Raw genomic sequence first — 24,883 nt, 5'->3', positions numbered from 1 at the left:
CCAGGCCGTGCTCGATCGCGATTTAGGCCGTGAGACTCTCAGATGGAGCCTTCTTCCGCCTCCATTCGAGCGGCGTCATTTCGGTGACGCGCCGGAACTCACGATTGAAGTTGGACTTGGCCAGGAATCCAACGTCGAACATGATCTCGGTTACGGGCTTCTCCGTGTCCGTCAGTAGGTCGCACGCTTCTGCGATCCGGTGATCGTTGACATATTGCGAGACGTTCTTGCCCGTCGCACGGTTGATCGCCGCGGAAATCCGCCGAGCTGGAATTCCTGTCTTGCGGGCCAGCCGATCGAGATTGAGATCGACATCGCGATAGACGCGCTTCGTCTCCATCAGAACCTGAACTGCGGCGATGGTTTCCCTGTCCTCCGCTATCTCCAATCTGGGAGTAATTCCGAGAGTCTGAGCGGGCCTGCCGCGGCGGCTGGCGGTCGCGACGGCAATTGACAGCAGAGCCAGCACTGCAAGGTTTGCAATGGTGACCAGCAGTGGGGTGTGGGCTCCCCGCGTCCATGCAAAATCGAAAAGACGAAGATGTCCATCGCCGCCGACAGAAGCAGGGCAGATGCCGCGAAGAGGATTGCACGATAGGTAGATCCAGCATTCTCGAAGGGCGCGAGGCGCAGCGCATCCGCGCCCGACCGCATCAGTAGCAGTATCGCCATCGCGTAACCGACGAAGATCAATGCAATGCCGATGTCGATGGCGTCCCCCCATAGCGCGATAAGCAGCACCACGCCGGCAGCTGGAAGAAGATGCAGACCGACGCGCAGGAGGGTTGAAAGGTCACTCTTCCGGACCAGCCCGGACACGCCGCCATAGACCAGCGGCGGTACAGTTGCCGCGACGACAGGAAGGATGCGGCCAACGCCATCCACGCCGTAACCCCAACGCAGACCCAACAGCGTCGATTGAAAGGCGGCCACCAGAATCAAAGCGAGAAACGGCACATTTGGCTGCCCATCGTCGTCACGCCGGGCGACGGTGACGAAGAGAATGAGGAGCAGGATGGCGACGACGAAAGGAAGCGGGATGAAAAGCATTGAGTCTGCACAGGCCGGATGGCGAAAGACAATCGATCGGCGCCATCATGGTCCGCAGCAGAATTTTTTGCGACCTCGATCGTGTTCCAGGTCGAAAATTGCGGCAACGGCTTCGTCGACGGCCGCTGTTCACAAAAAGTCAAAGACCCAGGAAATGGGGATGGATTTTCGGACGGATCGTGCACAAAAATTCAGAAATGCAGCGTCTTTTGCGCATCGAATGGGACGCGGCGCCGTAGTCTCTCCGGCGGTCTGCCCGAGCAAGAACCCCGGCTTTCGCCGGGGCTCTTTTTGCAACGATTTCGGTGAGTTAGACCGAGTAATACATGTCATACTCGACCGGATGCGGGGTCATTTCGAAGCGCATCACTTCGGCCATCTTGAGCTCGATGTAGCTGTCGATCTGGTCGTCGTCGAAGACGCCGCCGGCCTTCAGGAAGCCGCGGTCCTTGTCGAGGCTCTGCAGCGCTTCGCGCAGCGAACCACAGACGGTCGGGATTTTCTTCAGTTCCTTAGGCGGCAGGTCGTAGAGATCCTTGTCCATCGGCTGTCCCGGATGGATCTTGTTCTTGATGCCGTCGAGCCCGGCCATCAGCATGGCGGCAAAGGCGAGGTAGGGGTTGGCGCCCGGATCGGGGAAGCGGACCTCGACACGCTTGGACTTCGGCGACGAGCCGAATGGAATGCGGCAGGAGGCAGAGCGGTTGCGGGCCGAATAGGCGAGCAGCACCGGCGCTTCATAGCCCGGCACCAGGCGCTTGTAGGAGTTGGTCAGCGGATTGGTGAAGGCGTTGATAGCCTTGGCATGCTTGATGATGCCGCCGATGTAGAACAGGCAGCTCTCCGAGAGGCCGGCATATTCATTGCCGGCGAAGGTCGGCTTGCCGCCCTTCCAGATCGACTGGTGGACGTGCATGCCCGAGCCGTTGTCGCCGAAGACCGGCTTCGGCATGAAGGTGGCCGTCTTGCCGTAGGCGTTGGCGACCTGGTGCACGACATACTTGTAGATCAGCATCTTGTCGGCGTTGCGGACCAGCGTGTCGAACTTGATGCCGAGCTCGTGCTGGGCAGCGGCGACTTCGTGGTGGTGCTTTTCGACACGCACGCCCATTTCAGCGAGCACGGTCAGCATTTCGGAGCGCATGTCCTGCGCCGAGTCGATCGGCGGCACCGGGAAATAGCCGCCCTTGATGCGCGGGCGGTGGCCGAGATTGCCGGTCTCGTAGTCGGTGTCGTCGTTGGACGGCAATTCGGTGGAGTCGAGCTTGAAGCCGGTGTTGTACGGATCGGCCTTGTACTTGACGTCGTCGAACACGAAGAACTCGGCTTCCGGGCCGACGAAGATCTGATCGCCGATGCCTTCCGCCTTCATATAGGCTTCAGCCTTCTTGGCGGTGCCGCGCGGGTCGCGGTTGTAGGATTCTCCGGAGATCGGATCGAGGATATCGCACAGGATGACCATGGTCGACTGCGCGAAGAACGGGTCCATATGCACCGTCTCGGTGTCGGGCATCAGCACCATGTCGGACTCGTTGATCGCCTTCCAGCCGGCGATGGAGGACCCGTCGAACATGACGCCGTCGGCAAACATGTCTTCCTCGACCTCAACGACATCCATCGTCACGTGCTGCAGCTTGCCCTTCGGATCTGTGAAGCGCAGGTCAACGAATTTCACGTCGTTGTCCTTGATCTGCTTCATGATGTCTTTGGCTGTCGTCATGTCATGTTTCCCTGTCTGATGACGTTTCGAGGAGATGATCTGAAATCAGAATCCTCAGACCGCGTCCATCCCTGTTTCGCCGGTACGGATGCGCACGACTTCCTCGATGTTGGAGACGAAGATCTTGCCGTCGCCGATGCGGCCGGTCTGGGCCGCCTTGCGAATGGCTTCGATCGCGCCTTCGACCGCGTCGTCGCCGAGCACGACCTCGATCTTCACCTTGGGCAGAAAATCCACGACATATTCGGCGCCGCGATAGAGTTCGGTATGGCCCTTCTGACGGCCAAAACCCTTGGCCTCGGTAACGGTGATGCCTTGCAGCCCGGCCTCCTGAAGCGCTTCCTTCACTTCGTCTAGCTTGAACGGCTTGATGATCGCCTCGATCTTTTTCATGTAAAAGTGGCCTCCACTGTCAAAAAAGACGGGTTGTGAGCCCCGCTTGCGCCTCTTTCAAGCACGAACTGTGCCAATTTGAGGGGATTCGAAGCGGTATCACGCGATTTCGATACCATGCCGCGTTGAGGGCTAAATTCGCGTCATTCGCTGCATTGGCTGCGCCATGGATACTGGGAACCTACACATTGTCGGCGCTACCGTCCGCACAATAATTGAGCAGATAGAGCATTTCGCGGGCATTTGTGCTTCGAGGACGCCATTGTCCCTAACGATGTGCTTACAGATCGTGCCATTTCATCGCCGTTTGCTTCGAACCGAAAACTGGACAATGTTTGACCACAAGGATCGGGGTTTGACCACAGGATCGGCTTGAGCCAATGCGGATCGGCATCCATGAGCAATGAAATTCTGTCTCCGGCCGAAATGGCTGAGGCCGACCGGCTGACGATTTCGGCCGGACCATTCGACGGCATTGGCCTGATGCGCAATGCAGGTGGCGCAGTCGCTGCGGTGGTGCTCGCCCATTTTCCGGCTGCCAGGCGCGTCCACGTGCTGTGCGGGCCTGGCAACAATGGCGGCGATGGCTATGTCGTCGCCCGCATTCTTGGGGACAGCGCCGTCGACGTGTTGCTGTGGGCATCCGGCTCGCCCAAAGCCGGCAGCGACGCGGCGCTCGCCGCGTCGGAATGCCGGGTCAGTCCACGGCCGTTGTCGGAATTTGCTGCCGATAAAGGTTCGATCCTGGTCGATGCGCTTTATGGGGCGGGGCTGTCCAAGCCGCTGTCCGGCGACGCCGCCAGGGCGGTCGAGGTTGCGACAGAACTGAACCTGCCTGTCGTCGCGATCGATCTGCCCTCAGGCGTGTCCGGCGACAGCGGCCAGATTCTCGGCCAGGCATTCCGCGCCCAATTTACGGTAACATTCGCGCGAAAAAAGCCCGGCCATATGCTGTTGCCTGGGCGCGAAATGTGCGGCGAACTGGTGCTTGCCGATATCGGCATTAGCGACGATATCGTTGCGCAGCTTGAACCGCTCACCTTCGAGAACATGCCGCCGATTTGGCTCGAAAATTTCCCGGTCCCAGCCGTCGACGCGCACAAATACAGGCGCGGCCATGTCGGCGTCTTTTCCGGCAGGCCATCGGCGACGGGTGCCGCACGGCTGTCGGCGCTTGCCGCAGCCAGAAGCGGGGCAGGGGCGGTGACCGTGCTGTCGCCGGCGAACGCCATGCAGGTGAACGCCGCGCATCTGACTTCGATCATGCTGAAAAAGGCCGACAGCATCGCGGACGTGCAGGAATTCATCGACGGCCGCCGGCCATCGGCGTTTGTCCTCGGACCCGGATTTGGCGTCGGCGAAAAGACCCGCGATTTTGCCCTCGGCGTGCTGGCCGCCGGAGACCGGCAGGACGGCAGGGTCGACGGGCTGGTGCTCGATGCCGATGGTATCAGCTCGTTTCGCGATACGCCGAACGTTCTGTTCGAAGCCGCCCGTCGCCCGAACGCACCGGCGCTGGTGCTGACGCCGCATGAGGGCGAATTCGCCAGGCTGTTTGCGGACATCGCCGGAGCCAGGAACCTGTCCAAGCTGGCCAAGGCGCGCTCTGCCGCCGCGCGCGCCGGCGCCATCGTCGTCTACAAGGGCGCGGACACGGTGATCGCGGCGCCCGATGGCAGGGCGGCGATCAACGGCAACGGCGCGCCATGGCTGGCCACCGCCGGTTCGGGCGACGTGCTGTCGGGCATCATCGCCGGCCTCCTGGCGCAAGGCATGCCGGCTTTCGAAGCCGCCTGCGCGGCGGTCTGGATACACGCTGGGGCCGGCAGCCGTTTCGGACCTGGGCTGATCGCTGAAGACTTGCCGCTGGCGCTGGTGCCGGTGCTGCGCGAGCTTGCCGAAAATCGCAACGGGATGACCGCTGAATGAACCGTCGGCTCGCCTTGATCGCTGTGATTTTCGCCAATTTTTTCTTGGCCAGCCTGGCGCGCGCCGAAGGTCCGGTGATGATCGTCGACGATCCGGCCGTGCTGGCCGGTCTCGACGCCAGGGGTTTTGATTTCGCCGGCATTTTCGATGTCGAAGGCAAGGGCGACCTGAAGACGCTCTATGACAAGGCGCCGGCCTATCATCAGATCGTCGAAACGATTGCCAGCGATGTCGCCGCGCTGCGCGCCGAGATGAAGGCTGGCGGGCGGTCGCTCTACGAAGTCACCGACGGCAATGTCGGCCGCATCATCGACCTGCGCTGGCTGAAGACCGACGCCGCGCGCTTTCGGCTGGTCGGTGTCGTCAACCGGCTCGATCGGCGTGATTTCGCCGAAATACGAGGCGACGGGGGCTGCGGCGAGGTCCGTTTCATCTACCGTCTTGCCTACAGCTTCAAGAAAAACGGCAAGGTTCTGGCCTCGCGCTTGCCGTTCAATTTCAATGCCATCTATAGCGTCGCGCCGGACGCCGATGGCGGCTGCGTCGGCGTTGCCGGACGCTGGACGCCGCAGCTCGATGAGACCGTCGACATCGGCTGGCTCATCGGCGGGCCGCTTGAAAAGGCCGGACTGAGCTTCAAGCAGCTCGAACTCAACGCCCAGATAGTGCGCTTTCCCTCCGGCCAGGAGACCGAATTTGGCGGCCAGGCTGCCTACCTCCTGCGGATTTTTGGCATCGATGGAGAGACGGTCAGCGAAAAGCCGCTGGAAAACACGCCGGATGTGGCGCTGCTCTCGGAAGACGCCGCGCTGAAAGCAAAACTCGCCGATTATCTCAGCGCCAATCTCGCGGCGGTCGATCTCGGCGTCTACGAAATCCCCAATGAATTTCTGGCGAAGAAAGTCGTCTCATGGTCGACTTTCGGCAGCGCGAGGCAGGCCAATCACCCGTTCACGCCGCTGTTCCAGCCCGCGGATTTTTCCGGGCTGGACTATTCCGCGCTGAAGCTGCTGCGCACGCCGGAAGCGCTGGTCGAGCGGCTCGACAATGGCGCCTGCCAGGGTTGCCATCAGGCTGGTTCGACCGCCGGTTTCCATTTCATCGGCCTCGACGACAAGACGACATCGCCGCTGAACCGCATCGAGGTCGGCATCTCGCCGCATCTCCATGCCGAGATGCCGCGGCGCGAAGCCTGGCTGCGTGCGACCGCCGACGGCAAGGAGCCGAACCGCCTCCGCCCGCTGTCCTTCGCGCCGCCGGCCGCATGGAAAGACGCCGGCGAGGTCGCTTACGCACCGGCCGAGTTGGCGATGCCGTGTTTGATGCCGGCGGATGCGGCCCGCTTCGGCACGATCTGGCAATGCGGCGGCGGCACCGTCTGCACGGCGCTGGCGACGGCATCGGGGGTGCGGACGAAACTGGCGCAATGCCTGCTGCCCAAAGACAGCGAAAAGATGTTCTCCGGCCATCCATGCCTGACCGGCTCGATCGCCAGCAACGGCACGCAGCCTTTCAATGACCGCTACAGCATTACCGGCCAGTTCGCGGCCTTCGCCACCGACATTTCGCGCACCGCCTACACCTGCCGGCCGCCGAAGATCGGTGTGCCGGCCGGCATCGCCTATCGCGGATGCAATGACAAGGACCGTGCCTTTGCCGGCTTCAAGCCGGGCAAGCCGATGCCGAACGAGATCTGCGGGCTGGTCGGCGGCAAAAAATTCGACATCTGCGTGGCGACCAATAATTTCGACCAGTGCCTGGGCGGCGCCGTCAATCGCGGCAACCGGCCGGCTTGCTCGGCCGATCATTTCTGTCGCGAAGATTACATGTGCCAATCGCTGCCGCCCGACACGCCTGGTGTCGGCAAGGTGAAAGGTGTCGGCTTCTGCTCGCCGACCTATTTTATCTTCCAGATGCGCATCGACAATCATGCCACGCCGTGGTCGGGCGCCGTCCGCGCGACGATGGGGGCAGGGTTCGGCGCCGCGGAAGCGGAGTGAGCTTTTGCTGTGGTCGCTTTCGCGACATCAGCGCCTCACAACGGAACGTTGTCGTGCTTCTTCCAGGGGTTTTGCATGTCCTTGTTGCGCAGCATGCGCAGCGCACGCGCAATGCGGCGGCGGGTCGAATGCGGCATGATCACCTCGTCGACATAGCCGCGCTCGGCGGCGACGAAGGGCGACAGGAAGCGATCCTCGTAAGCCTTTGTATGTGCCGCGATCTTCTCCGCATCGCCGATGTCCTTGCGATAGATGATCTCGACCGCGCCCCTGGCGCCCATCACTGCGATCTGCGCCGTCGGCCAGGCATAGTTCATGTCGCCGCGCAGATGCTTCGACGCCATCACGTCATAAGCGCCGCCATAGGCTTTTCGGGTGATGACGGTGATCTTCGGGACGGTCGCTTCGGCATAGGCGAACAAGAGCTTGGCGCCGTGCTTGATCAGCCCGCCATATTCCTGCGCGGTGCCGGGCAAAAAGCCTGGAACGTCGACGAAGGTGACGATCGGAATCGAAAAACAGTCGCAGAAGCGTACGAACCGCGCCGCCTTGCGGCTGGCGTCCGAATCGAGCACGCCGGCCAGCACCATCGGCTGGTTGGCGACGAAGCCAACCGTGCGCCCTTCGACGCGCCCGAAACCGGTGACGATGTTTTTCGCAAAATCCTGCTGGATCTCGAAGAAGTCACCCTCATCGGCAATTTTAAGGATCAACTCCTTGATGTCGTAAGGTTTGTTGGCATTGTCGGGGATCAGTCGGTCGAGCGACAGATCATGATCGTTGACCGACTGATAACATTCGATCTCGGGGATTTCAGCCGTGTTGGAGGCAGGCAGCAGATCGACCAGCCGGCGCATCTGCAGCAGCGCCTCGACGTCATTGTCGTAAGCGCCATCGGCGATCGACGACTTCGTCGTGTGGACGAAGGCGCCGCCGAGGCTCTCGGCGGTTACCGTCTCGTTGGTGACGGTCTTCACCACGTCCGGGCCGGTGACGAACATGTAGGAGGTGCCGCGCACCATGAAGATGAAGTCGGTCATTGCCGGCGAATAGACGTCGCCGCCGGCGCAAGGGCCCATGATCACTGAAATCTGCGGGATGACGCCGGAGGCGAGCACATTGCGCTGGAAGATCTCGGCATAGCCGCCAAGTGCTGCCACGCCTTCCTGGATGCGGGCGCCGCCGGCGTCGTAGAGGCCGATGATCGGCGCGCGGTTGCGCAGCGCCATCTCCTGCACCTTGACCACCTTTTCGGCGTGGGCCTCGGACAGCGAGCCGCCGAACACGGTAAAGTCCTTGGCAAAGACATAGACCGGCCGGCCGTTGACGGTACCCCAGCCGGTGACGACGCCGTCGCCGGCGATCTTGGTCTTTTCCATGCCGAAATCGGTCGAGCGATGCTCGACATACATGTCGAACTCCTCGAACGAGCCTTCGTCGAGAAAGACGTCGATGCGTTCGCGCGCGGTGAGTTTGCCCTTCTTGTGCTGAGCGTCGATACGGGCCTTGCCGCCGCCCATGCGCGCCATGGCGCGGCGGCGCTCGAGTTCCTTCAGCACGTCCTTCATCGCTCGGTCCCCAAATAGAAGCTGATTTGTGGTAATCGTGGCGGTAAGCGAGCGCAAGCGCCGCTTTTCGGCCTGCTTTGTTTTCGCAACGCTGGCGTGCTTTCGCCGCCGATCTCGATAGGCTGGCGGGCATAGCTTGGCCGTCTGTTAGGTGCGGCTTACCAACCGCTCTCGCTTCGCTTGCTGGGGCAGCGTCCGCCGCAAATGGGCCGATGTCAGTGGAAACGTTTGAGATTAGCCGAAGCATTCCCCACTTCGTCATCCTAGGGTCTGCGCCGCGTCGCTTCGCTCCTTGCTTCGCCCTAGGATGACGAAGGTGTAGTAGAGTGGCCGGGAGAAGTTTGAGCAGACCTTCACGGCTGCTCGTCGTGGCTGTTTTTGCTGCACTGCAACATGACGGCCCTTGCATTTCGCGGCGAACTGGGCCATATGCGGCGGCATAGGCGCTTGGGCCGGGACCTATCCGGCCTTCTCGACGAATGAGACTGGTTGCGTCTGTTTTCCCTCTTTCCGGCACATCGGCAAGGCGGCGAAAAAGCCCCGTGGCATGATGCCTGCGGGCACGACAGCGCAGCCGTGCGGACGATAACGTCCGCCCGCCTTGTCGTTTCATGACAGTTTTTCGACGGCAGGTTGCGCCCTGCCGCCATTGATGTTTGCGGCCAGGAGCCGCGTGAAAGAAGAATATTTTGAACAACGAAAACACTTTGACCGGTAACGACAATCTGACCGGTAAGAACACTGGCGAGCTTTCGGGGTTCGCAGCACTTGGAATTACGGGCGCGCTGCTCAAGGCCACCCATGGCGCAGGCTTCACCGATCCGAAGCCGATCCAGGCCCAGGCGATCCCGCCGCAGCTGGAAGGCCGTGACATTTTCGGCATCGCCCAGACTGGTTCGGGCAAGACCGCGGCGTTCGCGCTGCCGATCCTTTCGAAGATCATCGCTCTCGGCACCAAGCGCCGGCCGAAGACCGCTCGTGCGCTGATCCTGGCGCCGACGCGTGAACTCGCCGTGCAGATCGAAGAGATGATCAAGCTGCTCGCCAAGGGCGCGCATGTCTCGACAGCACTCGTGCTTGGCGGCGTCTCGCGCTTCAGCCAGGTGAAGAAGATCGCTCCCGGTGTCGACATTTTGATTGCCACGCCCGGCAGGCTGACCGATCTGGTGCGTGAGGGCGACCTCGTGCTTGCCGACACCAAATGGCTGGTGCTCGACGAAGGCGACCGCATGCTCGACATGGGCTTCATCAACGACGTCAAGCGCATCGCCAGGGCGACCGCGCCGGACCGTCAGACGGTGCTGTTCTCGGCGACCATGCCGGCCGAAATCGCCGAGCTGGCGAAAGGCCTGCTGAAGAACCCGATCCGCGTCGAAGTGGCGCCGCACAGCACTGCGGCGGCCGAGATCGTGCAGGGCGTCGTCTTTGCCCGTACCAAGCAGAAGCGCCAGGTTCTGGCGACGATGCTCGCCGACGAGGCGATGAAGTCCGTCATCATCTTTTCGCGCACCAAGCATGGCGCCGACAGGGTGACCAAGGATCTCGAGCGCGATGGCTTCAAGGCCGCCGTCATCCACGGCAACAAGTCGCAGAACGCCCGCCAGAAGGCGCTGAACGATTTTCGCGAGGGTTCGGTGCGCATTCTTGTGGCGACCGATATCGCGGCGCGCGGCATCGACGTGCCCGGCATCAGCCATGTGGTGAATTTCGACCTGCCGGACGAGGCGGAGAGCTATGTCCACCGTATCGGCCGCACCGGCCGTAACGGCATGGACGGCATCGCCATCACGCTTTGCGACCCGTCCGAGAACAGCAAGCTGCGTCAGGTCGAGCGCATCATCCGCACCAAGCTGCCAATCGTTGCCGACCATCTCGGCAGTCCCGACCCGCAGCGCAATCCTGCCGAAAAGAACGAGCGCAGCTTCGAGCCGGCCAACGACCGTAATGGTCGTCGCGACGGCAGGCGGCCGGGCGGCCACAACAACGGCAACAAGCGCTTCGGCGACAAGCCGGCCTTTGCCGGCGAACGCAAGCCGGAGGGCGCCAAGGCGTTCAAGGGCAACAACAAGCGTCGTTTCGGCGGCAAGCGGCCAGCAGCGCGGGCTGCGTAGTCAGATAGCGCATCCGGCCCGCGCCTGTCGGATCGGCTGCTCACAATGAAAAGGCGATCGGAGCGATGCTTCGGTCGCCTTTTTCGCCTGAGACCTACTTCACCACCGCCTGTACCCACACGACAATGCGCTGGGCGAGGAAAGCTGTGGTTGCTGGCGACAACGCGTCTCCGGCGATGACATGATTGTCCCGATCGCCGGTATCGTCGACCGGCACCAGTTCGTGCGCCGCGCCCCAGCGCCCGGCGATGTCACGGGTGCGGTCCGGCCGCACGATCCTGTCCGAATCGGAAAAGATGAAGAGGGCAGGGATGGTCGCCTTCTCCACCGGCGCGCCATAGGCCAGCTCGGTCAGCGCCACCATCGGCAGGGCCGCCGCGATCGGATAGCGCCAGGTCCAGAATTTCTCGTGCAGAGCATTGCGCGGCACGAAGCTGCGCTCCTTGCCGGCAACCAGCTCGGCGATCTCTCTGCCCCACGGCATGGTCAGGAGTTCGGCGCCGGAAGCCTTGACGCCGAAATTCGGCGAGATGAACGCTATGGCCGCCACCCCGTCCGATGCGCCCGGCTGCGTCGCAGCCCAAGCTGCCAGCGAGCCGCCGGTCGAGGTGGCGATGACGATCACCTTGTCGCCGATCGCTCGGCCGATGGCGAGCGCTTCCTCATAGTCGTTGATCCAGGCGTTGACGCTGCCGTCCGCCATTGCGGCGCCGCCCTGTCCGTGGCCGGTGAGACGGGTGTAGTAAAGATTGGCGTCGAGCTGGTCGGCCACCTCGTCGGGAAGCGGCCGAACCTCGCCCTTCGACGCCGAAAAGCCGTGGATATAGACGATCGACAGCGGCGTCCTGGTGTGAACCATCGGATTGGCCCAGATGATTTCCTTTTCCAGCCCGTCGTGGATATCAGGTACGGCCGCCTCCTTGCGTGTCAGATAGGCCTGCGGGTCATCGCCGAGCACGGAAGGATCGAAGCGGATCGTGGTATCGGCTTGGACGCGCGGGCCGAAGACGTAGGCAAGGACGAGAATGACGGCGAGACCCGATACCGCAAGCACGATCCGTCGCCCCATCGCAGACTCCATGCAATAAATCTCAACCTATGGCCACGATGGCAAACAGGCAACGACGTCCCGCCGGCGGCGGGATCGCCAGCTTTGATGACCGGTCTATTCGCTCGGCGGCTTGCGGTCGAAATTAAGCGGACGCGCCTTCCAGCGGGTCGCGGTGCTGATGACCCATCGGCAGAACGGTCTCGGCAGGATTCTGAGCAGCTTCAGGCCCCAGCTCAAGCGCCGCGGGAAGGTGACCTCGAAGCCGCCGGACTTGATGCCGCGCGCCATGCGGCGCGAGGCGCGATTGACGGGCATCAGCCCGGGCATCGGCAGCAAATTCTTCTCGGTCAGCGGGGTGTCGACGAAGCCCGGGTTTATCACCTGGATGCGGACGTTCATCTTGTCGAAATCGTACTTCAGCGATTCGGCGAGGATATTGATCGCCGCCTTGGTGCCGCCATAGGCGGCCGTGGTCGGCCAGCCGAAATAGGCAGTGACCGAACCGACCAGGACGATATGGCCGCGCGCGGACGCGCATGCGCTCGATGACCGGCACCAGGCCATTGATGATGCCGAAATAATTGACATCGAAGGACTGGCGAAATCCACGGACAGTGAGGTCTTCGCCGACGGTCGCAATTAGCTCCCGGCATTGAACACGGCCAAGACGATCGGGCCGAGATCCTTCTCGATCGCCGCGACCGTCCTTGCCATGCGTTCTTCGTCGGTGACGTCGCAAGGATAGGCCGTGACGTGGCCCGGCATCTGCGCCGTCTCGACAACAAGCGTGTCGATCGGATCGTCGTCGAGTGCCGTCACCGCGACGACATAGCCTTGCGCCGCAAGGTCCTGGCCAGTGAACGGCCGATGCCGCTGCTGCCGCCGGTAATCCAGGCGACGCCGTGCTTCGGGTCGGCCCGATAGAGTGTCATGCTATGCCCTGCGACTTTTTCTTAGCCTGTGCTCTAGCGGTGAAGAAATCGGATGAAAAGAGCGCTTTTCAATGGTGAGCTTCAATGATTGGTGTAACGCAACGTCTGTATTAGGAAATTGCAGCCCGGAAATGCTGCTGGACCAGGCAAATTCTTGCCTTGAAACCCAAGCTTCGGGTTTCTAGGGTTCGGCCGCAAGCATAAAGGAATCTCCATGCTCCGTTCTGTGATCGAAGCGATCGGCAATACGCCTCTGATCCGCCTCAACAAAGCCTCGGAAGAAACCGGCTGCGAGATCCTGGGCAAGGCCGAATTCATGAATCCGGGCCAGTCGGTCAAGGACCGTGCCGCGCTGTTCATCATCCGCGACGCCGAGCAGCGCGGACTTTTGAGGCCGGGCGGGGTGATTGTCGAGGGGACGGCCGGCAACACCGGCATCGGATTGACGCTGGTCGCCAAGGCGCTTGGCTACCGCACCGTAATCGTCATCCCGGAGACGCAAAGCCAGGAGAAGAAGGACACGATCAGATTGCTCGGCGCCGAGCTGATCGAGGTGCCTGCCGTTCCCTACAAGAACCCCAACAATTATGTGAAGCTGTCGGGCCGTCTGGCCGAGCAGATGGCCCGGTCCGAGCCGAACGGCGCGATCTGGGCCAATCAGTTCGACAACGTCGCCAACCGTGATGGCCATACCCGCACCACGGCGGAAGAAATCTGGGCCCAGACCGGCGGCAAGGTCGACGGTTTCGTCTCGGCGGTCGGCTCCGGCGGAACACTGGCCGGCGTCGCCTTCGGGCTCAAGGCCAGGAGCAAGGACGTCAAGATCGCGCTCGCCGATCCGCTCGGTGCGGCGCTCTATAGCTTCTACACCAGCGGTGAGCTGAAATCCGAAGGCAGTTCGATCACCGAAGGCATCGGGCAGGGGCGGGTCACCGCCAATCTGGAAGGGTTCACGCCGGATTTCTCCTTCCAGATCCCGGATGAGGACGCGCTGCCTATCGTCTTCGACCTGATCCAGGAGGAAGGCCTGTGCGTCGGCGGCTCGACCGGCATCAACATTGCCGGCGCGATCCGGCTGGCACGTGAGATGGGTCCCGGCCACACCATCGTGACTGTGCTTTGCGACTACGGCACGCGCTATCAGTCGAAATTGTTCAACCCGGAATTCCTGCGTCAGAAGCAGCTGCCAGTGCCGGGCTGGATGGAACAGTGGAGCACAATCTCGGTGCCGTTCGAAAAGGTTGCGTGATGGCTTACAGGACGGATGCCCTGTTTCGCGACGACGCCTATCTCAGGACGGCTGATGCCGTGGTTGTCGCTGTCAACGACCGTGGCGGCATCATTCTGGACCGGACGATCTTCTATGCCACGTCGGGCGGGCAGCCCGGCGATACGGGCACCCTCGAACGCGCCGACGGCAGCCTGATCGCTGTTGCCGCCACCATCACAGGTGAGACCAAGGATGACATCATCCATGTGCCGCCGCCTGAGCAGGCGGTGCCTGAGGTCGGCGAACCGGTAAAGCTTGCCCTCAATTGGCAGAGGCGGCATCTGCTGATGCGCATGCACACAGCCTGCCACTTGCTTACCGTCGTCTGCCCGTTCCCGATCACCGGTGCCTCGGTTTCCGAGGACGACAGCCGTATCGATTTCGATATTCCGGATGCCGGCTTCACCAGGGAAGACGTGACGGCCCGGCTGATGGAATTGGTGCGGGCCGACCACCCGGTCTTTGTCAGGCCGATCACCGACGAGGAGTTGGCGGCCAATCCGGGACTGGTGAAATCGAAGAATGTTCGGCCGCCGGTCGGCACGGGCAAGATCCGCTTGGTCTGCATTGGCGAGAACGCCTCGATCGACAGCCAGCCTTGCGGCGGCACTCATGTGAAGAGCACTGGAGAAGTCGGCGAGATCCATATCGGCAAGATCGAGAAGAAGGGTCGCGAGAACCGGCGCTTCCGAATACGCTTTGGACCAATGCCGCCGGCCTGATAAACAGCCGGCCTGATAAACAGCCGGCCTGATAAACAGATTATCGAAGGCGGGCAGGAGAAGAACAATGGCCGAAGACAGCCCTTTCACCATCGATGCGGACTGGTTGCAGAAGCGCCTCGGCGAGCCTGGCCTGACCATCGTCGACGCGTCCTGGTATTTGCCGGCGCAGAAACGCGACGCGCGCGCCGAATATGACGCAGCGCACATTCCGGGCGCCCGTTTCCTGGATCACGATGCGATCTCGGATCCTGATTCCCCACTGCCGCACACACTGCCGTCGCCGCAGCATTTCGCCCAATATGTCGGCGCCATGGGCATTTCGGCCGACGACACCATCGTTGTCTATGACGGCCCGGGCTTCTTCTCGGCGCCGCGCGCCTGGTGGATGTTCCGTGTCATGGGGGTGTTCCAGGTCTACATATTGGACGGCGGCTTCGATCGCTGGAAAGCGGCTGGACGGCCGGTGACGGCGGAGCCGACGAAGATCGCGCCTTGCGTGTTCCATGCCGACTTCGATGCCGCTCGCGTCGCCAGCCTGGCCGACATGCGCCGGATCGTCGAGACCGGAGAAAGCCAGATCGCCGACGCGCGTTCGCCTGGCCGGTTTGCCGGTACCGAGCCGGAGCCTCGCGCCGGCGTCCGCTCGGGTCATATGCCCGGCGCGCGCAATGCGCCGTTTTCGGCGCTTGCCGAGGATGGCGAGTTGCTGTCGAAAGACCGGTTGCGCAAGGTGATCGAGGACGCCGGCATCGACCTGTCAAAGCCGGTCGTCACCTCTTGCGGCTCAGGCGTTACGGCGGCGGCGATCACGCTGGCGCTCGAGACGCTAGGCCACACCGACAACAGGCTCTACGACGGTTCATGGACCGAATGGGGTGGGCTTGGCGATACGCCCGTCGAGACGGGCAAGGACTGACTGCGATGGAAAACGGCGCGCTTGAAGACATCGAGGTCACGGTGACGTTTCTCGAAATGCATGCGCCGCCGGCCTATTCGCCGCCGCTGCCGTATAACCGCCAGATCGCATTGCTGAAAACCAAGGACATTCCGCTGCATTTCTACCGCTATTTGATGGATCGGGTGGGCCGCAAATGGCACTGGGTCAACGTGCTGAGGCTGAGCGACGAGGAGCTTTCTGCCGGGATCCACCGCGAGGACCGGGACATCAGGGTGCTGTATCTCGACGGGTCGCCGGCCGGCTTTTTCGACCTGAAGCCGCATCTGCCGGGAGAAGTGGAACTGGCCTATTTCGGCATGATGGAGCACGCCACCGGCCAAGGCATCGGCCGCTGGTTCCTGGGTGCGGCGATCGACGCCGCCTGGTCGCACGGGCCAAGGCGGGTGACGGTGCAGACCTGCACGCTCGACCATCCAGCGGCATTGCCGCTCTATCAGAAGCTCGGCTTTGAACCGGTCGCGCAAAAGAAGGAGATGGTGCATCCAATGACCTTCGCCGAACGTGCGGCCAGCGTCATGCGGCCATGATTTTCTCCGCAGACTGAATTTCATCGATGCTTCAGCTCGGAGGCAAACTGTTGGAGCGTTCGCCACGCATCCAAGGGAACGCGTGGCGCTCGAAATGGCGATGGGAGGATCAATGATGATTCGGGTGGTGATGGCCGGTGCGACCGGCTGGGTCGGCAAGGCACTGGTTCCGGCGATCGGGGCGCAAGGCGACATGGCGCTGGCCGCGGCCGTGTCACGCAGCGGCGCTGGGCAGGATTCCGGCCTGCTGGTCGGCCTGCCGGCAAACGGCATCATCGTTGCCGCCTCGCTGGCCGAGGCAATGGAGGTGCCGTCGGACGTGCTGGTCGACTACACCAAACCGCATGTCGTGAAGGACCATGCGCTGCTGGCCATCGAAAACGGACGGCACGTGGTGATCGGCACCTCGGGGCTGGGTGCGGCCGATTTCGGCGAGATCGATGCTGCAGCCCGCGCCAACCATGTCGGCGTCGTTGCCGCCGGTAATTTTTCGATCACCGCCACGCTGATGAAGCGGTTTGCCCTAATGGCGGCGAAATACGTGCCGGATGTCGAGGTCATCGACTATGCCAGCGCCAGGAAACCCGACGCGCCGTCCGGCACGGCGCGCGAGCTTGCCGAAGCGCTGGCCGATGTCCGCAAGGCTTCGACCGCGCGGCCGGTCTCGGAGGTCTCCGGTGTGCCGGGAACGCGCGGTGCGGCGGTTGGCACGGGTGAGGGGGTGCAGGTGCATGCGCTTCGCCTGCCTTCCTACATCCTGTCCTGCGAAGCGCTGTTCGGCCTGCCCGACGAGCGGCTGACCATCCGGCACGATGCCGGCTCGTCCGCTGCCCCTTATGTGGCCGGGACGCTGCTCGCCATCCGGCGGGTACAGGAGATCACAGGGCTGGTGCGCGGTCTCGACGCGCTGATGGACTGATCCAGATTGGCAGGAATCGGGTGGGAAGCGCTGGCGCAGCGACGTAATTTCCGGTCGACGACATCGGAGATTGCACCATGACCATCCAGTTCAAGGCCTTGCCCACGGAAGGCGTCAGAGCTTTGCAGCGCGGCGGGCCGGACGCCTATGGCCTGATCCCAGAGCGGAAAATATCCGACGGTGACGGCGTGCCTTGCCGCCACTGCCTGAAGAACGTCGCCGCTGGAGAAGCGTACCTTGTCCTGGCTTATCGGCCATTCCCGCAATTGCAGCCTTATGCCGAGACGGGTCCGATCTTCCTGCATGCCGAGCCTTGCGAGCGCGCTGCCGAGGCCGAGGCGCTTCCCGAAATTCTCGAAGGCAGCGACTACATCGTGCGCGGTTACGGCAGCGACGATCGCATCGTCTACGGCAGCGGCGGCGTCATCCCGACGGGCGCTATCGCGGCGCGGGCCGAGAGTTTGTTCGAGCGCGACGATATCGCCTATGTGCATGTTCGCTCGGCACGCAACAACTGCTATCAGTGCCGGATCGAGCGCGCGTGACCGGATCTGTCGCAGCTGTCGTGCGCCTGTCGCAATGTCGCGTTATGGAATGATTGTCGATCGATTTGCCGACCGCGGATGAACCGGCGGGAGATCTCGATATCAGAGGAAGCGGGGCTTTGGCTCCGCTTTTTTGCTGCCTGCATTGTCCCGCCCCCGTATTTCTTCACCCGAAGTATTTCGTCACCCGAAGAAAAAGCCCGCCGGAATGACCGACGGGCTTTGACTGTTGTCTGGACGGCTCGAAAATTAGTTGAACTTGTACTTCGCACCGATGCGAACGGTGTGGAACGAAGGCGTGGAGGTGAGAGTGTCGTCCGGCAGCCCAAGTTCCGAGGAAAAATCCTCCTCCGAGAACTGCGAGTAGCGGTATTCGAGGCCGACGGTCACGTTGCTGGACATGGCCGTTTCCAGACCACCACCCACCGAGAAGCCGCTGGAGTCCCAATCGAGGATGTCGCCGATGGGCGAAGACGCATTCAGATCGAAATGCTGCCAGCTGTAACCGCCGAGCACATAGGCAAGTGTCGATTCGTTGACTTTCATACCGACGCGGGCAAGCACATCGAAGCCGTAATCGGTATCCAGATTGATCGATCCGCCTGGAACTTCCAACTCGGAAGTCATGCCGGAGTAGCGGGCATCCACCATGACACCTGCGACCCAGCTGCCGAAATCATGGTCATAGCCGACGTTCAATTCGCCGAACACACCTTCGCCGCCGAGCCCGTTGAACTCGAGCCCGCCAAGCGGCGGAACCTCGATCTGATGCACCGACGCACCCGCGCCGGCGGCGCCGCCGACGTAGAAGCCGGTCCAGTTGTAGGCAGGCGCTTCAAAAGAGGCGACGCCGCCATTCTGGGCGCCAAAGCGATAGTTGGCCCCGACCTGGAACGTATGCCGCGACGTGTCGATATTGAGGGCGCCATCCGGCAAACCGAACTCGGAAAGCAGATCATCATTGGTACCGAAGCGGGTATAGCGATATTCTGTCTTGATGGTCCAGTTGCTGTTGATGGCCGTTTCAACGCCGGCTCCGACGAAGTAACCGCTCTGGTCCCAATCCAGGTCAAAACCAGCGTTGGTGTCGAGTTCGTATTTCTGCCAGGAATAGCCGCCGAGCACATAGCCCAAAGTGTTCGGCGTGAACAGGTAACCGGCTCGCAAACCAGCGTCGAAGCCGTAGGTCTCTTGGACCGAAGCCTCTAGTCCAGCTACATCTAGCGTGGTTTCAATGTTGCCGATATGGGCGTCCAGGAGTCCGCCGATCAGGAAGCGCGGCGACACCATATAGTCGTATCCAACGGTCAGTTCACCGTATACGCCTTCACCACCAATGCCGTTCAACGAGAAGCCCGGAAGGAAGTCGCTGCTGAGCTCGTGGACATTGGCGCCGGCGCCAACGCCAAAGCCGACATAGATGCCACTCCAGTTGAAGGCCGACGTTTCGACCACCGACACAAGCGCGTCGGCGGCATGAGAAGCCGATCCAAGCGCCAGAACGGAAACTGCGCCAAGAAGAAGAGATTTTGCGAATCGTTTGCTGGTCATTGCCCCTGCCTTTTGAAAAACCCGTCAGCCGTCTAGCACCTGCCCACGCCGGCGGATGTAACAAAAAAGCCACAGGAATGACACATTGCAAGCAAAACGGGTAAAGCCGGTCTGCTGAACGCAAACCGTGAAATTTTCTTGTGGAAAAAAAGAGCCGCCGGGGGCGTCGGCGGCTCTTTCGGGAGAGAATCAGCGGCGGGTTCAGGCGGCGAGAACGGCCTTCGGCTCGACCAACTCATAGCCGAGTGATTCGGCCACCGCGCGGTTGGTGATCTTGCCCTTGTGGACATTGAGGCCGTTGCGCAAATGATGATCGTCGACCAGCGCCTTCAGGCCTTTGTCGGCAAGCTGCAGGCCGTAATGCAGCGTCGCGTTGTTCAACGCCTGGGCCGAGGTGACCGGCACCGCGCCCGGCATGTTGGCGACGCAATAGTGAACGACGCCGTCGACCTCATAGGTCGGGTCGGCATGAGTTGTGGCGTGCGAGGTCTCGAAGCAGCCGCCCTGGTCGATGGCAACATCGACCAGCACCGAGCCCTTCTTCATTCCCGACAGCATTTCGCGCGAAACGAGTTTTGGCGCGGCGGCACCCGGGATCAGCACGGCGCCGACGACGATGTCGGCCGAAAAACATTCCTCTTCCAGCGCCTCGACCGTCGAGTAGCGGGTGTGGACGCGGCCGCCGAAGATATCGTCGAGCTGGCGCAGCCGCGGGATCGAGCGGTCGATGATGGTGACGTCGGCGCCAAGGCCGGCCGCCATCCGTGCGGCATGCAGGCCGACAACGCCGCCGCCGAGCACAGTGACCTTGCCGGGCAGCACGCCGGGCACGCCGCCGAGCAGAACGCCGCGGCCGCCATTGGCCTTCTGCAGCGCGGTGGCGCCCGCCTGGATCGATAGGCGGCCCGCGACTTCCGACATCGGCGCCAGCAGCGGCAGGCCGCCGCGGTCGTCGGTGACCGTCTCGTAGGCGATGGCCGTCACGCCCGAGGCCAGCAGGCCCTTGGTCTGCTCCGGATCCGGAGCGAGATGGAGATAGGTGTAGAGAATCTGGCCGTCACGGAGCTGGACCCATTCGTTGGGCTGCGGCTCCTTGACCTTGACGATCATGTCGGACTTGGCAAACACGTCGGCGGCCGTCTTGGCGATGGTGGCGCCGGCGGCGCGATAGGCGTTGTCGTCGGCGCCGATGCCGGCGCCGGCGCCGGTCTCGACCAGCACTTCGTGGCCATGCGCGACATATTCGCGGACCGATCCCGGCGTCAGGCCGACGCGGTATTCGTGGTTCTTGATTTCCCGGGGGCAGCCGACGCGCATCTTCTTCTCCTCCTGATCCAGCCTTTTGGGGCATGTTCGCTGTTGAGAGACAGTGAACCACGAATCGTCGCGTAGGTGTTTGCGAATACGCTTGCGCAAGGCGGTGCGGTTCGATAATCGTTGCGTAAAACAGCTGGATTGTCGCAGGAATCCCGAAAAATGCCGCTCGACAGGATTGATATCGCCATCCTCGAAACGTTGCAACGGGATGGGCGGATACCCAACGCGGCGCTTGCCGAGAAGGTCGGCCTGTCACAGTCGGCCTGCTCGCGGCGGCTGGACAATCTGGAGAAATCCGGAACCATCCGCGGCTACCACGCCCGGCTGTCCAATGCCGCTCTTGGCCACCAGATGACGGCGATTGTGCATATATCGCTGTCGGGGCAATTCGAAAAGACACTGTCGGATTTCGAGGCGGCGATAAAGCGCTGCCCGAACGTGTTGTCCTGCCACCTGATGTCGGGTGAATACGATTATATCCTGCGCATCGCGGCAAAGGACCTCGTCGACTATGAGCGCATCCACAAGGAATGGCTGTCGGCAATGCCGCATGTGACGAAGATCAACTCGTCGTTCGCCTTGCGCGAGATCGTCGACCGGACGGCGGTCGGGATGAAGCCGGAACTTGCCTAGGCTTTGAAAGCCTCCGTTACCACCCGGTCCATCGGGATGTCATGCGGCTGCGGGTAGATGGTGGCGATGCGCTGCAGTTCGTAGCCGACACCGATGACCAGCGGCTTGAACGGCATCGCCGCCAGCGTGCGGTCGAAGAAGCCGCCGCCATAGCCCAGCCGATACTGTCTCGGATCGATGCCGACGACAGGCGAGATGACGATGTCGGGCAGCACCGGATCGCCTCCAGCCGGGATCGGGATGTTCCAGACACCCTTCTCAAGCCGGTCGCCCGGTGCGTAGGCGCGAAAGATGAGCGGGCGGGCTTTTTCGACGACAACAGGCAGCGCGGTACGGCCGCCGCGCTCATTGACGGAAGCCATCCAGGCCCGCAAATCCGGCTCGCCGCGGAACGGCCAGTAGAGGCTGACCATGCGGCCGGCAATGTCGCCGATCACCGCGTCGAGGTTTTTGCCGATGCGCTGCGACATTGCCGTCCGCGCGTCAGCCGGGACAGCGAGGCGCGCCGCAATCAGCCGCTCGCGCTCGGCCTTGCGCCATCGTTTCACGTCGTTCCAGTCGGATAGGAGCGGCCGGAATTCCGGGTCGAGCTCGTGCATGAAGCAAGGCGGCGAGGAATATTGCTCCGGACCGTCGTCATGATCGCTATCCAAGTTCCTCTCTCCTTTCGTCTGCCTCGATGAAATTATACTCGGCGGCAGGATGGGGGCATGTACAACAGCGACATCTCAGGGCGGGCAGTCGGCAAAGTCGGATGTTGTTGCGGTGCACAAAAGTCGCTACATCAGCCTTGGCGAAATTGCTGTCCAGTCTGCGCTCCCGCCCCACCTGCTCTCCTGGCCCAACCTGCTCCCGGAGTGAATGAGATGAACGAAACCAGACATCATGTCGTCGTCGTCGGGGCGGGCTTTGGGGGTCTCGAATTCACCCGCGCGCTTGACGGTGCGCCGGTGCGCATCACCATGATCGACAAGCGCAACCATCATCTTTTCCAGCCGCTGCTCTATCAGGTGGCGACCACGGCGCTGGCGACCTCGGAAGTCGCCTGGCCGATCCGCCATCTCCTGCGCAAGCGCAAGGATGTGACGACACTGCTGGCCACCGTCAGCGGCGTCGACCGCGCCGGCGGAAACGTGCTGCTCGATGATGGCGGCGCGGTTGGATACGACACGCTGCTGCTGGCCACCGGCGCCCGCCACGCCTATTTCGGCCATGACGAGTGGGAGCCTTTCGCACCGGGGCTGAAGACGTTGGAGGACGCCACCACCATTCGACGGCGCATCCTGCTCGCCTTCGAGCAGGCCGAGCGGGAGACCGATCCCGCCAAGCGCCAGGCGCTGCTGACATTGGCGATCGTCGGTGGCGGACCGACCGGCGTGGAACTGGCCGGCACCATTGTCGAACTGGCGCACGAGATGCTGCGCGGCGAGTTCCGCAACATCGATACGCGGCAGACGCGCGTGGTGCTGATCGAGGCCGGTGACCGTATCCTTCCCAATTTCGCGCCGGAACTCTCCGACTATGCCAGCAAGGCGCTCGAGCGGCTTGGCGTGACGGTCGAACTCGGTCGGCCGGTGACACGTTGCGACGCGGAGGGTGTCGTCTTCGGTGAAACGCATCTGCCGGCCAGGACTATCCTGTGGGCAGCAGGCGTCGCCGCTTCGCCGGCAGCCGAATGGCTGGGGGCGGCAGCGGACCGCGCCGGCAGGGTGCTGGTCGAGCCCGATCTGACCGTGCCGGGCAGCCCGGAGATTTTCGTCGTCGGTGACGCTGCGCACGTCCTGCGGCCGGATGGCCGCATGGTACCCGGCGTAGCACCCGCCGCCAAGCAGCAGGGCCGGCATGTCGCCGCGACGATCAAGGCCCGGCTTGCCGGCGACATGAACCCGCGGCCTTTCCGCTACAGGCATGACGGCGATCTGGCGACGATCGGCAAGCGCGCCGCCGCGATCGACTTCGGCTGGATCAAGCTCACCGGCCGGCTGGCCTGGTGGCTATGGGGCCTGGCGCACATCTATTTCCTGATCGGCTTCCGTAACCGGCTTGCGGTTTCGCTGAGCTGGCTATGGATCTACCTGACAGGGCAGCGCAGCGCGCGGCTGATCACCCAAGGCGACGACGACAGGAACTGACGTCTCCGCCCGCGCACATGCATCCGCACGTCATCTGTTCCCTTATGGACTCGACCGGATTCAGGCGCGAAGCTGTGCTTCGGTCAGGACTTGGCACGCTGTTGAAGGCTGGCACGCCGTTGAACAGCAGCCGGCTCGAACCGCATCATCGACTTGATGTTCGACGGAGAACCAATTGATCCCATGCGGAAATTAGTCGTCGCCGGCCTAAGCCCTGTAAACCACCTGGCGGACATCGATGTAGCTGGCGCGGAAGCCGGCTTCGCAATAATGCAGGTAAAACTCCCAGAGCTTCTTGAAGCGGTCGTCGAAACCGAGCGGGACGATCTTTTCCCATGACCCACAAAAACGGTGGCGCCATTCGGCGAGCGTGCGGGCATAGTCGTCCGGGAAAATGCGCTCGCGCAGATGAGCAAGGCCATGGTCTTTGCCGAGCGTTTTCAGGATCGACGGCGTCGGCAGCATGCCGCCCGGGAAGACGTAACGCTGGATGAAATCCGGCCGGGCGCGATAGGTATCGTAGGCTTTCTCGTTGATGGTGATGATCTGCAGGCCGGCGGTGCCGCCAGGCCGCAGGCAATCCTTCATCTTGCCGAAAAACACGGGCCAGTACTTTTCGCCGACCGCCTCGAACATCTCGATCGAGGCGATGCGGTCGTAGGAACCGGTTTCGTCGCGGTAGTCCTGCAGCTTGATGTCGATCTTGTCGGCAAATCCAGCCTTCTGGACGCGTGCTCTGGCGAAATCATGCTGCTCGCGGCTGATTGTCAGCCCGGTGACGCGGCAGCCGATCTCGCGCGCCGCGAATTCGGCAAAGCCGCCCCAGCCGCAACCGATTTCAAGCACGTGGTCGTTCGCGCCGATGCCCGTGTCCTTGGCCAGCGCGCGATATTTGGCGGCTTGCGCGCTTTCCAGATCGTTGGCACCAGCCGCATAGAGCGCCGACGAATAGGTCATGCTCGGATCCAGCCATTCCTTGTAAAAGGCGTTGCCGAGATCGTAATGCGCCGAAATGTTGCGCTTCGAGCCGGTGCGGGTGTTTTGGTTGAACCAGTGGCGGACACGCTGGACGGCGTTGATCAACCAGCTGGCGCCGCCGGCGATGCGCTCTCCGATTTCTGAATTGACGACGAACAGTTCCAGGAAACTGGTCACATCGGGACTGTCCCAATCGCCGTCGATGTAGGATTCGGCGATGCCGATGGTGCCGCCGGTGAAGGCGCGGCCGGGCAGGCGCCAGTTCTTGAGCACCAGTTCGGCGTCCGGACCCGGGCCCTTGCCGCCGACGAGGACGGCGCGGCCGTCCGGCATCCTCACCTTGAGCGAGCCACGCGGCAGGTTCATCGCCGCCGACAGCACCATGCGCGCCTTGGCCGGCAGGCCTTTGACGGTCTCGGCGAAATTGAATTCGTCCAATCTGACCGCGTCGCCCGACGCAACGCTGGTGTCTTCCTTGTGAGCCATGTCACGCCCCCGGGACTTCTGCGGCGCCGGCGCAAAATCGCCGGTTTGCAACTCTCTCGCAGTTCATCGGCAGGGCGCGAACGCCGCT

Annotated in this window: 19 protein-coding genes and 2 pseudogenes; 11 read left to right on the top strand and 10 right to left on the bottom strand. The window is 62.4% G+C overall.

Translation table 11 applies throughout. The annotated features are described in order from the left end of the window. Positions 1 to 22: 22 nt before the first annotated feature. The 3 genes and pseudogenes from BLT09_RS05045 to BLT09_RS05035 all read right to left on the bottom strand — a co-directional run bounded on the left by BLT09_RS05045 (position 23) and on the right by BLT09_RS05035 (position 3,163). Positions 23 to 1,050: pseudogene (locus tag BLT09_RS05045) on the bottom strand (helix-turn-helix domain-containing protein). 310 nt (positions 1,051 to 1,360) lie between these two features. Further along, entirely contained in the window at positions 1,361 to 2,770 is a 1,410-nt protein-coding gene (gene glnA / locus BLT09_RS05040) for a type I glutamate--ammonia ligase (protein ID WP_023799265.1), read from the bottom strand. 54 nt (positions 2,771 to 2,824) lie between these two features. Next, on the bottom strand, positions 2,825 to 3,163 hold the full coding sequence (locus BLT09_RS05035; RefSeq protein ID WP_006205430.1) for a P-II family nitrogen regulator: 339 nt from the start codon (positions 3,161 to 3,163) through the stop codon (positions 2,825 to 2,827). A 396-nt stretch (positions 3,164 to 3,559) separates the two neighbouring features. Here BLT09_RS05035 and BLT09_RS05030 point away from each other — a divergent pair, with 396 nt between their 5' ends. Both BLT09_RS05030 and BLT09_RS05025 read left to right on the top strand, forming a co-directional pair. After that, positions 3,560 to 5,092 carry an NAD(P)H-hydrate dehydratase gene (locus BLT09_RS05030; protein WP_091591169.1) on the top strand — a complete coding sequence of 511 codons (1,533 nt, stop codon included), beginning with the start codon at positions 3,560 to 3,562 and terminating at the stop codon, positions 5,090 to 5,092. Next, entirely contained in the window at positions 5,089 to 7,092 is a 2,004-nt protein-coding gene (locus BLT09_RS05025; RefSeq protein WP_091591168.1) for a hypothetical protein, read from the top strand. Before BLT09_RS05030 ends, BLT09_RS05025 begins: the two co-directional genes overlap by 4 nt. A gap of 35 nt (positions 7,093 to 7,127) precedes the next feature. Here BLT09_RS05025 and BLT09_RS05020 read toward each other — a convergent pair whose 3' ends face one another. Then, positions 7,128 to 8,660, bottom strand: coding sequence for an acyl-CoA carboxylase subunit beta (locus tag BLT09_RS05020; protein WP_091591166.1), 1,533 nt, complete (start codon positions 8,658 to 8,660; stop codon positions 7,128 to 7,130). 689 nt (positions 8,661 to 9,349) lie between these two features. Here BLT09_RS05020 and BLT09_RS05015 point away from each other — a divergent pair. Then, entirely contained in the window at positions 9,350 to 10,771 is a 1,422-nt protein-coding gene (locus tag BLT09_RS05015) for a DEAD/DEAH box helicase (RefSeq protein WP_091591164.1), read from the top strand. A gap of 94 nt (positions 10,772 to 10,865) precedes the next feature. Here BLT09_RS05015 and BLT09_RS05010 read toward each other — a convergent pair whose 3' ends face one another. Together BLT09_RS05010 and BLT09_RS05005 are read right to left on the bottom strand one after the other, a co-directional pair. Next, entirely contained in the window at positions 10,866 to 11,840 is a 975-nt protein-coding gene (locus BLT09_RS05010; RefSeq protein WP_091591163.1) for an alpha/beta hydrolase, read from the bottom strand. 96 nt (positions 11,841 to 11,936) lie between these two features. Then, positions 11,937 to 12,641 (bottom strand): annotated as a pseudogene (locus tag BLT09_RS05005) (SDR family NAD(P)-dependent oxidoreductase). A 327-nt stretch (positions 12,642 to 12,968) separates the two neighbouring features. Here BLT09_RS05005 and BLT09_RS05000 point away from each other — a divergent pair. The 6 genes from BLT09_RS05000 to BLT09_RS04975 all read left to right on the top strand — a co-directional run bounded on the left by BLT09_RS05000 (position 12,969) and on the right by BLT09_RS04975 (position 17,698). After that, positions 12,969 to 14,003, top strand: coding sequence for a cysteine synthase A (locus tag BLT09_RS05000; RefSeq protein ID WP_091591161.1), 1,035 nt, complete (start codon positions 12,969 to 12,971; stop codon positions 14,001 to 14,003). After that, a complete protein-coding gene (locus BLT09_RS04995) occupies positions 14,003 to 14,746 on the top strand; it encodes an alanyl-tRNA editing protein (RefSeq protein WP_091591160.1) in 744 nt (247 codons plus the stop codon). The genes BLT09_RS05000 and BLT09_RS04995 overlap by 1 nt, the downstream gene beginning before the upstream one ends. Positions 14,747 to 14,813: 67 nt before the next feature. Beyond that, positions 14,814 to 15,665, top strand: coding sequence for a 3-mercaptopyruvate sulfurtransferase (sseA, locus tag BLT09_RS04990; RefSeq protein ID WP_091591158.1), 852 nt, complete (start codon positions 14,814 to 14,816; stop codon positions 15,663 to 15,665). A 5-nt stretch (positions 15,666 to 15,670) separates the two neighbouring features. Next, positions 15,671 to 16,234 (top strand): GNAT family N-acetyltransferase, encoded by a 564-nt coding sequence (locus tag BLT09_RS04985; RefSeq protein ID WP_027154015.1) that lies wholly within the window; start codon positions 15,671 to 15,673, stop codon positions 16,232 to 16,234. 112 nt (positions 16,235 to 16,346) lie between these two features. Beyond that, a complete protein-coding gene (gene dapB, locus BLT09_RS04980; protein WP_091591156.1) occupies positions 16,347 to 17,153 on the top strand; it encodes a 4-hydroxy-tetrahydrodipicolinate reductase in 807 nt (268 codons plus the stop codon). A gap of 77 nt (positions 17,154 to 17,230) precedes the next feature. After that, on the top strand, positions 17,231 to 17,698 hold the full coding sequence (locus tag BLT09_RS04975; RefSeq protein WP_091591155.1) for a DUF1203 domain-containing protein: 468 nt from the start codon (positions 17,231 to 17,233) through the stop codon (positions 17,696 to 17,698). Positions 17,699 to 17,947: 249 nt separating this feature from the next. Here the strand turns inward: BLT09_RS04975 and BLT09_RS04970 are convergent, their stop codons facing one another. Together BLT09_RS04970 and ald are read right to left on the bottom strand one after the other, a co-directional pair. Next, positions 17,948 to 19,249 carry an outer membrane protein gene (locus BLT09_RS04970; RefSeq protein ID WP_091591153.1) on the bottom strand — a complete coding sequence of 434 codons (1,302 nt, stop codon included), beginning with the start codon at positions 19,247 to 19,249 and terminating at the stop codon, positions 17,948 to 17,950. A 201-nt stretch (positions 19,250 to 19,450) separates the two neighbouring features. Continuing rightward, positions 19,451 to 20,566, bottom strand: a complete 1,116-nt coding sequence (gene ald, locus BLT09_RS04965) for an alanine dehydrogenase (protein ID WP_091591151.1) — start codon at positions 20,564 to 20,566, stop codon at positions 19,451 to 19,453. Between the two features lie 159 nt (positions 20,567 to 20,725). Here ald and BLT09_RS04960 point away from each other — a divergent pair, with 159 nt between their 5' ends. Beyond that, on the top strand, positions 20,726 to 21,199 hold the full coding sequence (locus tag BLT09_RS04960) for an Lrp/AsnC family transcriptional regulator (RefSeq protein ID WP_023799250.1): 474 nt from the start codon (positions 20,726 to 20,728) through the stop codon (positions 21,197 to 21,199). Here the strand turns inward: BLT09_RS04960 and BLT09_RS04955 are convergent. After that, positions 21,196 to 21,798, bottom strand: coding sequence for a 5-formyltetrahydrofolate cyclo-ligase (locus BLT09_RS04955; protein WP_167366358.1), 603 nt, complete (start codon positions 21,796 to 21,798; stop codon positions 21,196 to 21,198). The genes BLT09_RS04960 and BLT09_RS04955 overlap by 4 nt on opposite strands. A gap of 267 nt (positions 21,799 to 22,065) precedes the next feature. Here BLT09_RS04955 and BLT09_RS04950 point away from each other — a divergent pair, with 267 nt between their 5' ends. Continuing rightward, positions 22,066 to 23,331, top strand: a complete 1,266-nt coding sequence (locus BLT09_RS04950) for an NAD(P)/FAD-dependent oxidoreductase (protein ID WP_091591147.1) — start codon at positions 22,066 to 22,068, stop codon at positions 23,329 to 23,331. A gap of 207 nt (positions 23,332 to 23,538) precedes the next feature. On the opposite strand, the gene BLT09_RS04945 is transcribed toward BLT09_RS04950, so the two are convergent. Further along, a complete protein-coding gene (locus BLT09_RS04945; RefSeq protein WP_091591145.1) occupies positions 23,539 to 24,795 on the bottom strand; it encodes an SAM-dependent methyltransferase in 1,257 nt (418 codons plus the stop codon). Positions 24,796 to 24,883: the final 88 nt, after the last annotated feature.

The organism is Mesorhizobium muleiense (genome assembly GCF_900099905.1).
Lineage (GTDB): Bacteria > Pseudomonadota > Alphaproteobacteria > Rhizobiales > Rhizobiaceae > Mesorhizobium > Mesorhizobium muleiense.
Note: the sequence above shows the minus strand (reverse complement) of the source record. Positions and strands in the feature narration are given on the sequence as shown.

What these genes read in the sequence shown, in the direction of transcription:
- BLT09_RS04945 (WP_091591145.1), bottom strand. Translation starts at nt 24,795, where the DNA reads ATGGCTCACAAGGAAGACACCAGCGTTGCGTCGGGCGACGCGGTCAGA.
- dapB (WP_091591156.1), top strand. Translation starts at nt 16,347, where the DNA reads ATGATGATTCGGGTGGTGATGGCCGGTGCGACCGGCTGGGTCGGCAAG.
- BLT09_RS05035 (WP_006205430.1), bottom strand. Translation starts at nt 3,163, where the DNA reads ATGAAAAAGATCGAGGCGATCATCAAGCCGTTCAAGCTAGACGAAGTG.
- BLT09_RS04950 (WP_091591147.1), top strand. Translation starts at nt 22,066, where the DNA reads ATGAACGAAACCAGACATCATGTCGTCGTCGTCGGGGCGGGCTTTGGG.
- BLT09_RS05000 (WP_091591161.1), top strand. Translation starts at nt 12,969, where the DNA reads ATGCTCCGTTCTGTGATCGAAGCGATCGGCAATACGCCTCTGATCCGC.
- BLT09_RS05025 (WP_091591168.1), top strand. Translation starts at nt 5,089, where the DNA reads ATGAACCGTCGGCTCGCCTTGATCGCTGTGATTTTCGCCAATTTTTTC.
- ald (WP_091591151.1), bottom strand. Translation starts at nt 20,566, where the DNA reads ATGCGCGTCGGCTGCCCCCGGGAAATCAAGAACCACGAATACCGCGTC.
- BLT09_RS04975 (WP_091591155.1), top strand. Translation starts at nt 17,231, where the DNA reads ATGACCATCCAGTTCAAGGCCTTGCCCACGGAAGGCGTCAGAGCTTTG.
- BLT09_RS05020 (WP_091591166.1), bottom strand. Translation starts at nt 8,660, where the DNA reads ATGAAGGACGTGCTGAAGGAACTCGAGCGCCGCCGCGCCATGGCGCGC.
- sseA (WP_091591158.1), top strand. Translation starts at nt 14,814, where the DNA reads ATGGCCGAAGACAGCCCTTTCACCATCGATGCGGACTGGTTGCAGAAG.
- glnA (WP_023799265.1), bottom strand. Translation starts at nt 2,770, where the DNA reads ATGACGACAGCCAAAGACATCATGAAGCAGATCAAGGACAACGACGTG.
- BLT09_RS04985 (WP_027154015.1), top strand. Translation starts at nt 15,671, where the DNA reads ATGGAAAACGGCGCGCTTGAAGACATCGAGGTCACGGTGACGTTTCTC.
- BLT09_RS04995 (WP_091591160.1), top strand. Translation starts at nt 14,003, where the DNA reads ATGGCTTACAGGACGGATGCCCTGTTTCGCGACGACGCCTATCTCAGG.
- BLT09_RS04970 (WP_091591153.1), bottom strand. Translation starts at nt 19,249, where the DNA reads ATGACCAGCAAACGATTCGCAAAATCTCTTCTTCTTGGCGCAGTTTCC.
- BLT09_RS04955 (WP_167366358.1), bottom strand. Translation starts at nt 21,798, where the DNA reads ATGCACGAGCTCGACCCGGAATTCCGGCCGCTCCTATCCGACTGGAAC.
- BLT09_RS05010 (WP_091591163.1), bottom strand. Translation starts at nt 11,840, where the DNA reads ATGGGGCGACGGATCGTGCTTGCGGTATCGGGTCTCGCCGTCATTCTC.
- BLT09_RS05030 (WP_091591169.1), top strand. Translation starts at nt 3,560, where the DNA reads ATGAGCAATGAAATTCTGTCTCCGGCCGAAATGGCTGAGGCCGACCGG.
- BLT09_RS04960 (WP_023799250.1), top strand. Translation starts at nt 20,726, where the DNA reads ATGCCGCTCGACAGGATTGATATCGCCATCCTCGAAACGTTGCAACGG.